Origin of the sequence: Ligilactobacillus faecis (assembly GCF_029889745.1) — a bacterium.
Classification (GTDB): Bacteria; Bacillota; Bacilli; order Lactobacillales; family Lactobacillaceae; genus Ligilactobacillus; species Ligilactobacillus faecis.
The window spans coordinates 535,851-550,673 of record NZ_CP123639.1 but is presented as its reverse complement, the minus strand read 5'-3'; the positions used below and the strand labels follow the sequence as shown (position 1 = coordinate 550,673).

General features: G+C 39.3%; 13 protein-coding genes and 1 pseudogene. 9 read left to right on the top strand and 5 right to left on the bottom strand.

Features of this window, described 5'->3' with window-relative positions; translation table 11 throughout:
* Complete coding sequence (locus tag QFX10_RS02825; RefSeq protein WP_280606711.1) at nucleotides 1-1,170, top strand: cation:proton antiporter; 1,170 nt, start codon at nucleotides 1-3, stop codon at nucleotides 1,168-1,170.
* A gap of 160 nt (nucleotides 1,171-1,330) precedes the next feature.
* Nucleotides 1,331-3,019, top strand: a complete 1,689-nt coding sequence (locus tag QFX10_RS02820) for an IS1182 family transposase (protein WP_280607220.1) — start codon at nucleotides 1,331-1,333, stop codon at nucleotides 3,017-3,019.
* Here QFX10_RS02820 and QFX10_RS02815 read toward each other — a convergent pair.
* Both QFX10_RS02815 and QFX10_RS02810 read right to left on the bottom strand, forming a co-directional pair.
* The gene (locus QFX10_RS02815) at nucleotides 2,988-4,385 is read right to left on the bottom strand and encodes an APC family permease (protein WP_280606710.1); all 1,398 of its coding nucleotides are present in this window, start codon (nucleotides 4,383-4,385) and stop codon (nucleotides 2,988-2,990) included. The two genes, QFX10_RS02820 and QFX10_RS02815, sit on opposite strands and share 32 nt — an antisense overlap.
* Nucleotides 4,386-4,498: 113 nt before the next feature.
* On the bottom strand, nucleotides 4,499-4,666 hold the full coding sequence (locus QFX10_RS02810; protein WP_280606709.1) for a hypothetical protein: 168 nt from the start codon (nucleotides 4,664-4,666) through the stop codon (nucleotides 4,499-4,501).
* 382 nt (nucleotides 4,667-5,048) lie between these two features.
* On the opposite strand from QFX10_RS02810, the gene QFX10_RS02805 reads away from it, so the two are divergent.
* The 7 genes from QFX10_RS02805 to QFX10_RS02775 all read left to right on the top strand — a co-directional run bounded on the left by QFX10_RS02805 (nucleotide 5,049) and on the right by QFX10_RS02775 (nucleotide 10,367).
* Complete coding sequence (locus tag QFX10_RS02805; protein ID WP_280606708.1) at nucleotides 5,049-5,612, top strand: nucleoside/nucleotide kinase family protein; 564 nt, start codon at nucleotides 5,049-5,051, stop codon at nucleotides 5,610-5,612.
* A 49-nt stretch (nucleotides 5,613-5,661) separates the two neighbouring features.
* Nucleotides 5,662-6,102, top strand: a complete 441-nt coding sequence (locus QFX10_RS02800; protein ID WP_280606707.1) for a Fur family transcriptional regulator — start codon at nucleotides 5,662-5,664, stop codon at nucleotides 6,100-6,102.
* Nucleotides 6,103-6,153: 51 nt separating this feature from the next.
* Nucleotides 6,154-6,645 (top strand): hypothetical protein, encoded by a 492-nt coding sequence (locus QFX10_RS02795; protein WP_280606706.1) that lies wholly within the window; start codon nucleotides 6,154-6,156, stop codon nucleotides 6,643-6,645.
* A 15-nt stretch (nucleotides 6,646-6,660) separates the two neighbouring features.
* Complete coding sequence (locus QFX10_RS02790) at nucleotides 6,661-7,590, top strand: DUF6681 family protein (RefSeq protein ID WP_280606705.1); 930 nt, start codon at nucleotides 6,661-6,663, stop codon at nucleotides 7,588-7,590.
* Nucleotides 7,591-7,962: 372 nt separating this feature from the next.
* Nucleotides 7,963-9,216, top strand: coding sequence for a glycosyltransferase family 2 protein (locus tag QFX10_RS02785; RefSeq protein ID WP_280606704.1), 1,254 nt, complete (start codon nucleotides 7,963-7,965; stop codon nucleotides 9,214-9,216).
* Between the two features lie 27 nt (nucleotides 9,217-9,243).
* Nucleotides 9,244-9,756, top strand: a complete 513-nt coding sequence (locus QFX10_RS02780) for a hypothetical protein (RefSeq protein ID WP_280606703.1) — start codon at nucleotides 9,244-9,246, stop codon at nucleotides 9,754-9,756.
* Between the two features lie 284 nt (nucleotides 9,757-10,040).
* Nucleotides 10,041-10,367 carry a hypothetical protein gene (locus QFX10_RS02775; protein WP_280606702.1) on the top strand — a complete coding sequence of 109 codons (327 nt, stop codon included), beginning with the start codon at nucleotides 10,041-10,043 and terminating at the stop codon, nucleotides 10,365-10,367.
* Between the two features lie 56 nt (nucleotides 10,368-10,423).
* Here the strand turns inward: QFX10_RS02775 and QFX10_RS02770 are convergent, their stop codons facing one another.
* From QFX10_RS02770 to hflX, 3 genes and pseudogenes are all read right to left on the bottom strand, one after another.
* A complete protein-coding gene (locus tag QFX10_RS02770; RefSeq protein WP_280606701.1) occupies nucleotides 10,424-11,746 on the bottom strand; it encodes an APC family permease in 1,323 nt (440 codons plus the stop codon).
* An 86-nt stretch (nucleotides 11,747-11,832) separates the two neighbouring features.
* Nucleotides 11,833-13,312 (bottom strand): annotated as a pseudogene (locus tag QFX10_RS02765) (IS1182 family transposase).
* Between the two features lie 114 nt (nucleotides 13,313-13,426).
* The gene (gene hflX / locus QFX10_RS02760) at nucleotides 13,427-14,683 is read right to left on the bottom strand and encodes a GTPase HflX (protein ID WP_280606700.1); all 1,257 of its coding nucleotides are present in this window, start codon (nucleotides 14,681-14,683) and stop codon (nucleotides 13,427-13,429) included.
* Between the last annotated feature and the right edge of the window lie 140 nt (nucleotides 14,684-14,823).

The window sequence follows — 14,823 nt, the reverse complement described above, 5'->3', positions numbered from 1 at the left end:
ATGGCATATTTAGGTACATTAAGTTTAGTATTGATCACAACTGCTTTAGCCGGGCATTTTAGTCGGCGGGTAGGTATGCCAGCCGTGATCGGGCAATTATTAGTAGGGATAATTTTAGGACCAGCTGTTTTAGGGTGGGTCACTGAAAATGACTTTGTGCATACTTTTTCTGAGATCGGCGTGATCTTGTTGATGTTCATGGCTGGACTCGAAAGTGATCTTGGACTTTTAAAGAAATATTTGAAACCTTCACTTTCAGTGGCTGTCTGTGGGATCGTTGTTCCGATCGGTCTAGTTTATCTTTTTGGACGTCTATTTTCTTTTAATAACGAGCAGTCTCTCTTTTTAGGGGTGACATTTGCGGCAACTTCGGTCAGCATTTCGGTCGAAGTTTTAAAAGAATTACGAAAATTAGACTCTAAAGAAGGGACGACGATCTTAGGAGCAGCTGTGATCGATGATATTTTGGCAGTGTTGATCTTAAGTGTTTTAGTCAGCATTTTTAGCGATGTGGCACAAAGTAGTGGTGGCCATGTCCAATCGAACTTGGCTTTGAGTTTGACGTTCCAAGCTTTGTATTTTGTAGGGATCTACGTGGTTTTCAAATGGCTTACTCCACTTTTGATGGGCTTAGGTGAAAAAATGTCAGTAGCCTCTTCGGTGATCTTGATGTCACTTGTGATCTGTTTAGGTATGGCGTACTTAGCTGAATTGGTCGGTCTAAGTGGCGTCGTAGGTTCGTTTTTTGCTGGTGTCGCAGTTTCACAGACTGCTTATAAAAAAGAAGTCGAAGAAAGTGTCGAACCGATCGGCTATGCCGTCTTTATCCCGATGTTTTTTGTAAGTATCGGGTTACACATGACCTTTGATGGATTTTTATCTGATTTGATCTTTATTATTCCGTTGACGATCTTAGCTTTGATCACTAAGTGGATCGGTTGTGGTGCTGGGGCAAAGATGCTCAAAATGAGTTGGCATTCAGCAGATATCATTGGAGCAGGGATGGTCTCACGTGGTGAAATGGCATTGATCATCGCTCAAGTTGGTTATAGTGCTAAGCTTTTAACAAGTGAGTACTATTCAGGCGTGATCATCGTGATCATCTTGACGACGATCATTGCACCGTTTATGATCAAACAGGCGATCATGCGGCAAAAAAAAGCTGAATAAAACTAATAAAATAAGAGGCTGTGACATAAGTCTACAAAATAAAGCTGGATGTATGGAAACCTTCGTGTTTCATATATCCAGCTTTTGAATTATAATCAAAGAAAAAAGGTAGCCACGCCCGGCTACCTCACAATTACCCTCGAAAGGATAACATAAAATGATACACAGTCATTATAACATTAATCAGACTATTTTGAACATCTCTTTAGAATATATTCCTGAAAAAAATCATCCAGCTCTCTACATCAATGAACTTGTTGAAAGTTTAGAACTCAAGTATAACTATCAATTTGGACGCCCTCGTGAATATGATCTAGCTGCTATGCTAAAGCTCACTTTACTTGCTTATAGCTATGGTATCTTTAGTAGTCGAAAAATTGAGAGATTTGCTCGCGAAAATAAGCCTGCTGGTTGGTTGATCGCTGATCAAGTCCCTTCTTATCGAACTATTTGTCGTTTTCGGATCTCTGATGAGTTAGCTACCTTAACACAAGAGAGTTTAACTAAATTGACAGCTTTTCTAAAAAAACATAATCTGATTGATGACATTTCTTTCATTGACGGTACGAAGATCCTTGCGGATGCTAATAAGTATTCTTTTGTCTGGAAGAAAAATGTCGTTCGTTTTGATGAGCTCAATCGTCAAAAAGTTGTTGAACTTTTAGGCGAGCTCCACGAAGCTAAAGTTATCGGAAAGATCCCCAAAGGATCTGACCTGACTTTGGAAGCATTAGATGTAATAATTGCCAAGTTTGAAGATTATCTAGTTGCTTTAGATCAAAAAGTCGAAGAAACTAGACAAGTATCGCCGAACCCTGCGAAACAAGAACGTCGAAAATTAAAGGCAACCTACAAAAAACTATTAACGCGTAAAGAAAAAATGCAAAATCACCAAAAACAAAAAGACATCCTTAGAGAACGAAATAGTTACTCTAAAACTGACCATGATGCTACTTTTATGCGTGTAAAAGAAGATCCAATGTTAAACGGACAACTAAAACCTGCTTATAATCTTCAAATTGCTACTAGTAACCAGTTTATTACCGGGTATAAGTTATTTGCTAATCCAACTGATACAAGAACGCTTCCTACTTTTATTGACCATTTGAATGACAATGGCGTACTTGGTTCAACTATCGTTGCTGATGCTGGGTATGGTTCTGAGAGTAATTATCGTTTTTGTGACGATAATTACGGTGATCGCACCGTTTTGATCCCTTATGGGACAATGCTCAAAGAGAATAGTCGCAAATGGAAAACTGATGATCATAAAATCATGAATTGGTCTTATAATGAAAAAGATGACTATTATTTAGACCTTAACGGTGTTAGATTCAATTTTTCAAACTATTCTAAAAGAACTGATAAGTATGGATTTACTAGAGATTTTAAAGTATATACTGCTGAAAAATTTGATGATGATCATTTGATAGATCCCCGAGCCTTAACTAAAAGTGGACACGTAAGGAAGATCATGGTCAATAATGCCTGGGAATATTTTAAAGCACAACAACGAGCTTTACTTTCATCTTCTAATACTGGATCAATCTATGCACGGCGCAAAATTGATGTTGAACCTGTTTTTGGAAGATTGAAGGCTTCTTTGGGATTCAACCGATTCTCAGTTAGGGGGAGCGAAAGAGTCGAAAAGGAAATGGGCATTGTAGTTTTGGCAATGAATATCAACAAATTAGTCACAGTAGTGACCAAGATAAACAAAATACGTAAAGAAAAAGTATCTCAGAAATCAAATTTTCGATTTCTGAGATACTTTTCTCTTATAGAGACTACTTATGTCACAGCCTCTTATTTTGGGTTTATTTTTGTTCGTTCAATTTACTATGTTTGATCCCGTAACTAAAGTAAATGATCATACCTAAGATGAACCAGATGATAGCAGCAAGCCAAGTTTCTAAAGAAAGTTGGGCTAGCATCACAACACATAAGATAACAGAAATGATCGGCAAGACTGGATAGAAAGGTACTTTAAAACCGTCATTATTTGGAATGTCTTTACGCTTTCGTAGTGGTAAGACCCCTAATGAAACAAACATGAAGGCTAAAAGTGTTCCGATGTTAACGAGGTTCGTCAATTGGCCTAACGATAAGAAACCACCGGTAAAGGCAATGATCAAAGTTACGATCCACATACTGTTTTCTGGAGCTTTAGTCTTTTCATTGACTTGACCTAAAAATTTAGGTAGAAGGCCGTCACGCCCGATCGAGTAGATCAAACGTGAAGAGCTATAGACCATCGTGACCATCATCGTAAACATTCCTGCTAAGGCGCTGACTGAGATCACTCCTGCGACCCAATTTTGCTTGACAGCGTAAAGCGCAAAGGAGACTGGATCAGCTACGTTTAATTTTGTATAGGAGATCATGCCAGTCAAAACGATCGAAACTAAAATATAAAGTAAAGTACAGATCGCAAGCGTCCCAATGATACCTTTAGGCATGTTTTTCTCTGGCTCTTTGACTTCAGCCGCTGAAGAAGCAACGACATCAAAGCCTAAATAGGCAAAGAAAACTTGAGCTGCGCCGACTAAAACGCCTTTAGTCCCAAATGGCATGAATGGGTCCCAGTTGGCTGGCTTGACATAAAACACCCCGACTAATAAGAACAAGATAATGATCGCGATCTTGACATAAACGATGATCGTATTGATCGTCATCGATGTCCGGACACCTTTAGATAAAATAAATGCAATAAATAAAACGATCACGATCGCCGGTAGGTTGATATACGTTCCGTTGGCTGGATTAAAAGGACCACTGAGCGCATTTGGCAAGTGCAAGCCAAAACCGGCTAAAAGTGATTTGAAATATGCCGAAAACCCAGTCGAGACAGCAGCTACAGAGAGCATATACTCTAGGACCAATGCCCAACCTAAAAACCAACCTACGATCTCGCCAAACACGACATTACCAAATGAGTATGCACTTCCCGCGATCGGTAAGGCGGAAGAAAACTCAGCGTAACACATGGCAGCCGTCGAACAGACAAGGGCTGCGATCACAAAAGAGATCGTGATCGCTGGACCGCTATGTAAGGCAGCCACAGTCCCGGGTAAGATGAAGATCCCAGTTCCGATCACAGCTCCGATCCCCATCGAGATCAGATCGCCTGAGCCAAGAGTCTTATTAAATCGACGATCTTCCACCAAATAACGATCAAGATTTTCTTTCCTGAAGATCCGCTCTTTAATACTCATAGATCAGATACCCCTTTTCTTAAATAATTTAATTACTTTATGATACTTATTAATATATTAAATGTCAATTAGTATTCGCTAAAAGACCGGAGCTAAACTCCGGTCTTTAGCAACTATTTAGTTGTTTTTGAACTCAATTTCTCAAGTGCCATAAGCGCGTCTTGGATCGTAACGCCCGTTGCTTCAAATTTAGGTTCTTCATTTGAACGGGCACTAAAGAGTTGGCTTTTGGTATCAAGCGAGATCGAGTAGTTTGCTTTTGAAAATTCACCAAATTTCATAGCCTCTGCCCTACTATCTAAAATGTGAATCCGAAAGAAAGATAGTTTGTCCTTTCATAAAAGTCGATATCGTCTGTTTATGATGTTTTCCACTTCACATTTTACCTTTCGTGTGGATCTAACTCAGCGTGAGCTTTTTTTGTAAAAAGATCTAAGTTCGTAAACGTATGGTCAAATCAGCGAACATACGGTATATTTTAATTATTGGTATCTAGTTAATACCAAATTGTCTCAACGAGCGAACATGCTGAGCCAATATTTTGATACAATTAAGTTGACAGTTAAATCTAAAAGAATAGATCTACCTGTCAACGCTTTCAATGTTACCGTGAAATATTTGATTTTGCAAGTAATATGAATTTTAGAGAGGATCATCAAAGTGGTGCAAAAGCAACAAAAGTTAGTCATTTTATGCGGTGCGCCTGGGAGTGGTAAGACAACTGTCCAAGATTTTCTAGTCCAGTCAGGTTTTACCAAAGTGATCACCCATACGACGCGAAAAAGACGGGCGACAGAGCAAGATGGACATGATTATTATTTTGAAACAGCAACGAGTTTTAAAAGTAAACATTATTTAGAGACGGTGGTCTATGACGGGCAAGCTTATGGTTCTTCTTTTGAAGGTTTAAAAAAAGCTCTCTTACCGACGGGAAAAGCAGTGATCGTTTTAGATACAAAAGGCGTCAAGGCGTATTTAGAAAAATTACCCGCGGAGCTACTGACGGTCATCTTTTTGAAAGTCCCGTCTAAAAAGCTCCAAAAAGAACGCCTCATAGCACGGGGCGATAATTTGGCTAGTATCAAACAACGCCTAGCAAGTAAAGAAGCTAAAAGAGATGAGAAGCTTTCGCCTGAGTTAGAGTCTGTGGCGCACGTGCTTGTAAATCAAGAGTTAGCAAAGACTTTAGCTCAAGTTAAACGAATTGTCACTGACACACCGGGATGAGCATGCTATTATAGTAAATAGTAATAATTATTCTTTAGGGGGCGATGAGTTGATAAATGAAGCGATCCGGCTTTTACAAAGCCACCACTATCGTATAACTAAACAGCGTAGGAGCCTGTTAGAGTATCTTTCAGGATTCAAAGACCAGTATGTCAGCATTACGCAAGTAACTGAACATATGAAAGAACTTTATCCTGGAATGAGTTATAATACTGTTTACCGTAACCTAAAAGATTTTAGTGAGATCGGGATCATCGAAACTAAAACAAGACCATCTGGATCGTGCGTCAAATATCAATGTGATTTTGGTAATCTCCACCATCACCATTTTATTTGTCAGGCTTGTGGTAAAGTTCAAGAAGTTGAGTTATGTCCAGTCACGCTTTTTGACGATCAGTTGGCTGGATGTACGCTTACTGGGCACCGCTTTGAGCTATATGGTCTTTGTCCAGAGTGTACCCAAAAAAGAAAAAATTTTACTGATATTTAACGTAAATAAGAAGGATTTTCGAGTATCATAAGGAATTAAGGGGGTTGTAATATGGCATATCGAACGCCACCGATCTTAACACCATTTGCGATCTTATCGATCGTTCTTGGTCTAGGTGCAACTAATGTCGCGGTCAATAAAGTGACCCATACAAATGAAGGAAAAGCCGTGTCTAGTGTAGTCACGAGTAGCAGTTCTGATACGCTACGGACAAATAGATCGACCTCATCTCTTAGTAGTAGTGCAAAAGATGATGAGGAAGAAAGTACTTCGGCGAATAAAACAAGTTCAAGTGATAGTTCCTCAACAAAAGCTGCAGATGAACTTGATGAAAGCCAAGCAAGTGAGCGCTCAAGCAGTGCAATAAATGATACGACACAGCAAACGCAAAGCAGCTCAAGTGCTAGTGCAAGTACAAGTACGCGGCAAACAACTGAAAGTAGCAGTAGTGCACAAAGTAGCTCACAAACTACTCCAGCGACGAATAACCAACAAGAGGCTGGCCAAACAGAGGAACAAACAACAAACGGTGCAACTCAATAGTAGAGGTGGTAGACGATGTTTAGTCTTTTAGGCATGATCAATAGCTATATCGGCTATTTCAATATGAATGCAACTTTAAAGGGACGGATCTATACGATCGTTGGTGGGATCGGTAACTTCTATCTCTTGTATGTAGCTTATCGCTTTTTTGCAAATGGTTTTATCGGACGAGGCTCACTTTTTATCCTTGTTTTTTTGATCTTGTTATACTTTACGTATTTAAACGTTTTGTATTTCTTTACCCCAGATAAGACTTCAAAATTTGATATCTCACCTAAGATCGAAAAATTACTTGGGATCAAGATCCCAGATACAACGGCTCAAGAAAAAAGCCAAGTTGCACCAGGGTTCGTTCAGACAAATGGGATCTTTGATCAAAACGAATTTTTGCCATCAACGCTTAAATTCAGTACTAAGCAACGCGAAAATCTTAAAGCAGTCGTTGCTCAACTAGAAAAGATCGGCTATCTTAAATTAGATTTTGCTGGTAAAAACGATCAAGAGCTTTTCAAAAGTTCCAAGACAGGAGAACGTTTTTACGCTTTAGCCACGCCAGTCGCTCTGCCGTACTATGAATTGCGTGAAAAGAAAGGCAAGCTCCTTGTATACGGTGGTGTCAATCAGATCGAGGCGGTCGAATTAGGTGAAGTGACACAAGTTGGACTATTAAGAGGCTATGAAGCGCTCAAGCGGTATCAACTCTCACTTGCGACTGTACTTTTAGCTAAGGGACCTTACAAATTTGCTGGTCGTTCGACGATGATGCAAAAAGATGAACCATATGAGCTACAGATCCAGATCGCTTATCGTGAACGCGAAGCGCACCCAGACTTTGAAGCGCGTTTAAAAGATGAATTCCGTCAAAAAGAACAAGACTTTGAAGCGCGTGAGAAACAATTGGAAAAAGAACATTTGAGTCGGCGTGCTAAAAATCGAAATAACTAAGAAAAAGTAAGAGGTCTTCTATGCCCAAAGCATAGAAGGCCTTTTTTATTTGTTAAAAAAGATATTTGAATTTTGTAAGCAACAAATAGAGTTTAAAAAATCTGAAGGATTTGTAGTTCTCTTTTCACAAAAAAGCGCCACTACTTGATGGCCCGTTAAGGACTTGAGCTGTTTGAACGAGCGCCTTAGCTTGATTTGCCTAGATCTTTGCCTAAAAAAGCGATTAGTAATTTTTTAAAGAAATATCTTATAAAAAAAGGTGGGAAGTCTAATTTGAATATAATAAACTTTAGGCAAAACTAAGCAAAGGAGTGTGATCAGACTAGCAATTGCAGGATGGGTGAGTTTCTTAAGTAGGGGGAAAGGATTGACGTGAAGATCGAACTCTTTTTTAGTATTTCATTAGTCGGTGTGGGGATCTATTTGTTTTGGTGTTTGATCTTATTAACATTTGGTGAGGGAAAAGACGAAGTCACTTCATTACCACCAAAAATGAAGATCGACCAGCTTGTGATCTTAGTTCCAGCCTTGAATGAAGCGTCTGTGATCGAGCAAACGATCAATAATTTTTTACGCAGTACAGAAAAACTACCACAAGTTAAAATGTATATCATCGATGATGCTTCAAGCGATGCTACCGCTCAGTTAGCTCAAGCTTTGCTCAAGCGACACCAAACGACAAAAGTCCAAATTTTGCAGCGCAAATTACCAGAAGCACAAACGGGAAAAGGTGAAGCTTTGAACTGGGCTTATCAAAAGATCAAAGCAAACGCAGGCACAAAGAATATCGTTTGTGGTGTTTTAGATGCTGATGCTTACTTGAGTGAAGCAAGTTATCGGCGGATCATCGCGATTTTTGAAAATGATCCTGAGCTTGCACTTGTACAGACACGAGTTGGAATGTTTGCAGAACAAAATTGGCTCCAAAAGTTGCAAGATATTGAATTTATCGTGATCAATAACTGGATCCAAAATATTCGCAATCGGCTAAAAAATGCTGCGGCTTCAGGTAACGGACAATTCATTCGCTTGAATGCCAGTCCTGAGACGAGGCCTTGGGGCAATGCGTTACTAGAAGATTTTGAATTCAGTACGCGCTTTTTACTACAAGGAAAAAAAACATACTATGCTGGAGAAGTTATCATTTATCAAGAAGCACTTGCCAAGATTATTCCGTTTATTCGGCAAAGAGCCCGTTGGTGTCAAGGTGGGCTGGATTGCCTTTTTAAATACTGGTCCAAGATCTTACGCAGTCGAACTTTGAGGTTTGGAGCGAAGCTAGAGATGACCTTTTATCTCTTCTTACCATTTATCTCGATCGTAACTGGTCTAGCTAATATTTTGGTCTTTTTCTTTATCATTGCTTTTTTTGCGCGTTATTGGCTCTTAGCAGTGATCTTATTGTTGATCAATACTTGGATCAACGTTCGGATCATGGAGCGGTATAGCAAAGTGACCGGACAGATAACATTTTTCAATGCTTTGTGGCTGTTATTGATCATGCTAGTGTATAACTATCTTTTTTATTTTGCGATCCTGCTAGCTTTTTATAATAAGCTTCGGAAAAAGACTCATTGGGTCAAGACAAGTCATGTTGGCTCAGATTCACAAACTTTAGAAGAATAGATCATTTAAAGAAAGGAAAATCAAAAAATGAAATTTAAAATTTTTTTCACAACCATTGCCACTTGTCTTTTTATTGCGCTTGGAGGAACAGTCGCTGTGGCGGATACTGCCCCAACTGCAGCAACTGGGACGACCGCTCCGACTGGGCAAGTTGCTGGTCCAAATGATGTGCCCACAACAAGTGAAGTGGCGCAAGTAGCTCCGACTGCGCCGACCGCTCAAACGGCAGACACGGCCCAAATGGCTCAAACAGCTTGTGGTCCTAAAACAGATGTGATCGCTCAAGCAGGGACGGCTGGTACTGCTGGGACAGCAGGAACAGCCGGAAAAGCCGGAACGGTAGCGACCGATACAACTGCAGCGACTGCCCCGACTGCCCCGACTGCCCCAACGGCTCCAACCGCTCCGACGGCCCCAACAGCGCCAACAGCGGCCGGTGAAGGTCAACCTTGTCAAAAGCGGTGCTGGATCATCATTTACCAAAAAACATGCTATCGTTATAATTACCACCGTGCCTATAACTGTTATTGGTATCGTTAAAAAGTGACTGTAACATTTTTGTTGCTAGGTACACTAACAAAGAGACCCTTTAAAAATTAGTGTTTACTCATAAGGTAGAAAAAACATTTTTTAAGTTAAACAAAGGCATCTTCAAGCTCTCAGTTTTCGAGAAATCGAAGATGCCTTTTATTTATGTCAAAAACTCAGGACGATATTACTTCGTGCCCCTTTAGAAATTGCGTAGATAGCCTAGTGACAATATAATTGTACTATCACTAAACGTGGTAGTTATTTTACCTTACCAAGAAAGGAATATTAAATATATGGCAAAAAATGTTAAGAAGATCCTTTTCTTCCTTTTGGAAACTTTATCAGTATGTGGATATTTATTTTGTTTATATGCAGGTATTACTGCAAAATTCCCTTTTCTAAATGAGTATACTGAGGGTAATATCCGAGATGGTAGTGGAGGCTATCTTTGGGAGGTCTTAGGGATGCTTTTTTGGACAGGCGCTATCAGTTTCATTTTTATATCCAATAAATTTTGCCACAAAGAAAGTAAAATTACGTTGTTATTTATTATGATCCCTTACCTTATCCTCATAATTATTTCTTTTATTCGTGCAATCTTTATCGATCAAGTGGTCTAATTAAATAGCGCGTGTTCGTTCTGAAAGTAGCTGGAAACAGATGAACGACATCTTGGCTATTTGTGCTTTTCTTTCCAGTAGTAAAGCGGGACTCCACATAAGACGATCGCAAGAGAGATCAAAACCCCACTTAAGTCAGAGAAAAGTTCACTGACTAGCACAAAGGCAGCTCCTAAGATCGCTACGATCGGTGTGAATGGATAAAGTGGAACTGAAAAAGGCCGTTTCTTAGTAGTAGAAACTTTGCGCAACTTAAAGATCCCAAAGAAGGTCATTACATAAAAACAATAGATCGTAAAGATACAGATCTCAGTCAAGCGGTCAGGATCGACAGTCAAGATCATGCCTGAAGCGATCAGCGCGATCACTGAGATCGAGACCATCGGAGTATGCATCGTTTTATTGATGTAGGCTAACTGTTTTGAAAAAGGCAGTTCGTTGTTTCTGGCCATTGCATACATGATCCGTGGGATCGTCATGACTTTTCCATTCATACAACCAATGATCGAGATGATGATCCCGATGTTTAAGAGTTTGCCACCTAAAGGTCCAAAGGCCATTACTGCAAAATGTGGCGTCGCATTTTCACCGTAGCGTTGGATCATTTCAGCCGGCATCGTCTTGAAGATCCCATATGAAACTAAAACGTAGATCACTAAAACGGCTGAGAGACCAAGGATGATCGCAAGGGGTAAGATCTTTTGCGGATTTTTGATCTCCCCACCCATGTTGGCGATCAAGATCCAACCATCGTAAGCGAATAAAGTCGCTAAGATCGCAACACCAAAATTTCCCGCTGGCGTCGCAGCTTGTGTCGCTAATACTTGACCTAATGCATTTTGATCACCAAATAAGAGACCAAAGATAATGATCAAAGCGATCGGTAAAAGTTTACATAGCGTCGTGATGATCTGTAACGCCGAACCGAAGCGATTGGCTAAGAAGTTAAAAAGAGAGATCAAAATGACTGATAAAACACCGACATAAGGCGTTAAACTTTGATCAAAACCAAAAAAAGCTTGTAAGAGGATCGCTAAGTAAGCTCCTAGTGCAGCGATCACGGCAGGGCCATAAACGGTGATCTGCATCCAACCAGATAAAAAGCCCCAAATTTTACCGTACAGATTATGCATATAGATGTATAATCCGCCTGTTTGTGGCATCTGGGAACCGATCTCGGCGATAGTCAAACCACTTGTCAAAGTCAAGACGCCCCCCAAAAACCAAGCTAAAAGAGCAAGTGTTGTTGAGTGAGAATAACTTAAAACTGAAGCTTGTTTAAAAAAGATTCCAGAACCAATAACGGTCCCGATCACTAAAGCTAAAGCAGAAGATAGGTCTATCGAACGCTCTAAGTGGACTTGTTCTTTTTTCTCCATGAGACACCAACCTTTTTAGAATTAATATAAGTTAAACGGTAGCATATTTTAGAAAACATTAAAAGTTTTATTTTAAATGTTTTTACTCAAAAATCGGCAACTAAAAAAACAGCGTGCAGTAACGACGCTGTTTCAGAACGTAGACAAACTCTATTCAAAATGGATAGAGTTTGTTTTTTTATGTATTTTTATGACTATATACTTTGAAATATACGAATATAACAGGGTTTTTCCCCAGTATTTTTACCAATTTTTTTAGATTTAGGCACGCAAATATCAACCCGACTTTAGCTAGAATTTTATCAATTCCTACTTCTCGGGCGTATCTCAAGTTGTGATATTCTTTTGCCGAACCAAAATTTCTTTCGATCGTCTCCTTTCGCGCTTCATACTTTAATTTTGAGCCAGTTTGATGCCTGATATCCTCACATTTTTCCATACTATCTTGCCAAACATGACGAGCGATAACTCTTTGATGATTTTTACTTTGTGTACATTTGTGCAGTAAAGGACATTTTTCACAGATTGTAGGATCACTTTTATATTCACGATAACCACTTCGATTAGTTGTGGAGTACATTAAGATTTGATCGCCAGGACATAAATAACAATCATAATATTCATCATAAACAAAATCTTTGGGTCTAAGCGTACCAACTTTGCCCCTTGGGCGTTTATAAGGAAGAATGGGAATTATGCCTTGAGATAGTAAAAAGTGTGCGATCGTGGGTGTTTTATAGCCAGAATCAGCGATAATATATTGTGGGTCGTACTTCCGTACTTTTTCAAATATTTCAGGAAAAAGTTGCGTATCATGGATATTTCCCGCACCGACCACATAAGCTAAGAGCCACCCATTTTTATCACAGGCAGCTTGAACGTTATAGGCAAAAACCTGTTTGTGTTCACCCTTATGAAACCATCCACTATCAGGATCAGTTTTAGATATTTTTACTTGTCTAGTTTTTTTTTAGGTTTTTCTTCTTTTAAGGGTTTCTTTTGATGTTTAGCTCTATCTACATTTATTTCTTTTTCGAGATCTTCACTCATAAATTTTGACTTAGTTTCAATAACTTCAGTAGTATATTTACGGCTGTTAGCAGCAGCTTTCAAATGAGTTCCATCAATAAAGATATCAGTTGTGTCGATAAGATCATTTTCTAAACAGAGTTTCAAAATATGAGCAAAAATAGCTTCTATTACATGGCTTTCAGCAAATCTTCTTTTATAATTTTTACCGTAGGTAGAGAAATGAGGAACAGGATCATTTAAACCTAGTCCTAGAAACCATCGATAAGCGACATTAACTTGAATTTCTTTGATCGTTTGACGCATAGAACGAATACCAAATAGATTTTGGATCAAAGGAATCTTTATGAGTAGTACAGGGTCAAGACTAGGACGACCATTATTTTTACAATAGGAATCTTCGACAAGATCATAAATAAAAGAGAAATCAATAATTTGATCAATTTTACGGAGTAAATGATCTTTTGGGACCAAATCATCTAGAGAAGTACGAGCATATTCACAGCGTTTGAGATTGGGATCACTTTTGTGAAGCATAATGAGCACCTCCGTAACCGTTTTCTTTAATTATACAAAAAAAAGTCACCAGAGCACATACTCTGATGACTTAGTCTACATTCTGAAACAGCGTGCAGTAACGACGCTGTTTTTTTAGTTGTTTGTTTGTTGGTAAGAAGCTAATTTTTGAGCAAAAACGGGTGCTACTTCGGCGGTGATCTGCGTTCCTTCCGGTAGATATTTGGTCGTAATGACATGGGCTTCTTTATTCAAGCGTTCAACTATACTTCCTTGGTCATACGGGATCAAGTACGTTTGTGTTTGATAGTCACTGAAGAGTTTAGTTTTGATCAGCTCGGCCAAAGCTTGTAAAGATGCTGGATCTTTGGCAGAAAATGTCAGTTCGTCTCCTGTTAAAACAGGATATTTTGTATTGAGCTTATCGGCCTTATTAAAAACATATAGCATAGGGATCTCACTTACACCGATCTCTTTTAAAGTTTGCTCAGTCGTTTCGATCATCGCTTGATAATGTTCATCTGAAAGATCGACGACGTGTAATAAAAGATCCGCATTTTTAGCCTCGGCTAACGTTGTGCGGAAAGCTTTGACTAGTTGATGAGGCAGTTTGGAGACAAAACCGACTGTATCGCTTAGAAGAAGTGACTTATTATCTGGAAAAGTCAGCTTGCGTACCGAAGTATCTAACGTTGCAAATAGCATATCTTTTTCAAAGACTTGTTTTGTTTTATTTTGACCAAAGAGTTGCAAGAGACCATTCAAAGTTGTAGATTTGCCAGCATTTGTATAGCCAACTAAAGCGACTGTTTTGATATCTGAGCGAAGACGCTGTTTTTGCTTTGTCTCGTGTTCTTTTGCGATCTCTTTTAATTCTTTGTTTAGAGCGCTGATCTTCTTTTGGATGACGCGGCGGTCTAGCTCGCGTCTTTTTTCCCCAGCCCCGCGGTTAGTAAAACCGCCCCCAGCAGTTTGTTGATCCAGTTTTTCAGCTGAATTTGTATGGAGACGGGGTAATTGATAATTTAATTTAGCAATCTGAACTTGGAGCTTAGCTTCGCGTGTTTTCGCCCGGCTTGAAAAGATGCGTAAGATCAAAGCAGTGCGGTCGATCACTTCTAGCCCAGTAATATTTTCTAAATTACGGATCTGGGTCGGAGTCAATTCATCATTGACGACTAAGATCTCACTTTCAGTTTGGAGTGCTGCTTCTTTGATCTCTTCTGCCTTACCCTTGCCCAAATAAGTAGCAGCGATCGGATGCTCGAGTTTCTGCTTGAAGATCCGCGTACTTTGCAGATCTGCAGCGGTAGCCAAAGCATCTAATTCAGCGATCGTATAAGAAAAATTTTCAGTTTCGTTTTCGATACCAGCTAAGATCACAGGTGTCATATAATTTGATGCTATATAAATGTAAGCAGAGATGCAGTGCAGCTCTGAAAAAGAAATATAGCCTTCCTTTCTTTTTTATTTGAACGTAAAAACTCTACCTCACATTTATCTTCTTGTAGAGTATATATGCATTTACTCTG

Coding starts and splice junctions, on each gene's coding strand:
- QFX10_RS02825 (WP_280606711.1), top strand. CDS start 1: ATGGCATATTTAGGTACATTAAGTTTAGTATTGATCACAACTGCTTTA.
- QFX10_RS02815 (WP_280606710.1), bottom strand. CDS start 4,385: ATGAGTATTAAAGAGCGGATCTTCAGGAAAGAAAATCTTGATCGTTAT.
- QFX10_RS02810 (WP_280606709.1), bottom strand. CDS start 4,666: ATGAAATTTGGTGAATTTTCAAAAGCAAACTACTCGATCTCGCTTGAT.
- QFX10_RS02795 (WP_280606706.1), top strand. CDS start 6,154: ATGGCATATCGAACGCCACCGATCTTAACACCATTTGCGATCTTATCG.
- QFX10_RS02790 (WP_280606705.1), top strand. CDS start 6,661: ATGTTTAGTCTTTTAGGCATGATCAATAGCTATATCGGCTATTTCAAT.
- QFX10_RS02780 (WP_280606703.1), top strand. CDS start 9,244: ATGAAATTTAAAATTTTTTTCACAACCATTGCCACTTGTCTTTTTATT.
- QFX10_RS02775 (WP_280606702.1), top strand. CDS start 10,041: ATGGCAAAAAATGTTAAGAAGATCCTTTTCTTCCTTTTGGAAACTTTA.
- QFX10_RS02770 (WP_280606701.1), bottom strand. CDS start 11,746: ATGGAGAAAAAAGAACAAGTCCACTTAGAGCGTTCGATAGACCTATCT.
- hflX (WP_280606700.1), bottom strand. CDS start 14,683: ATGACACCTGTGATCTTAGCTGGTATCGAAAACGAAACTGAAAATTTT.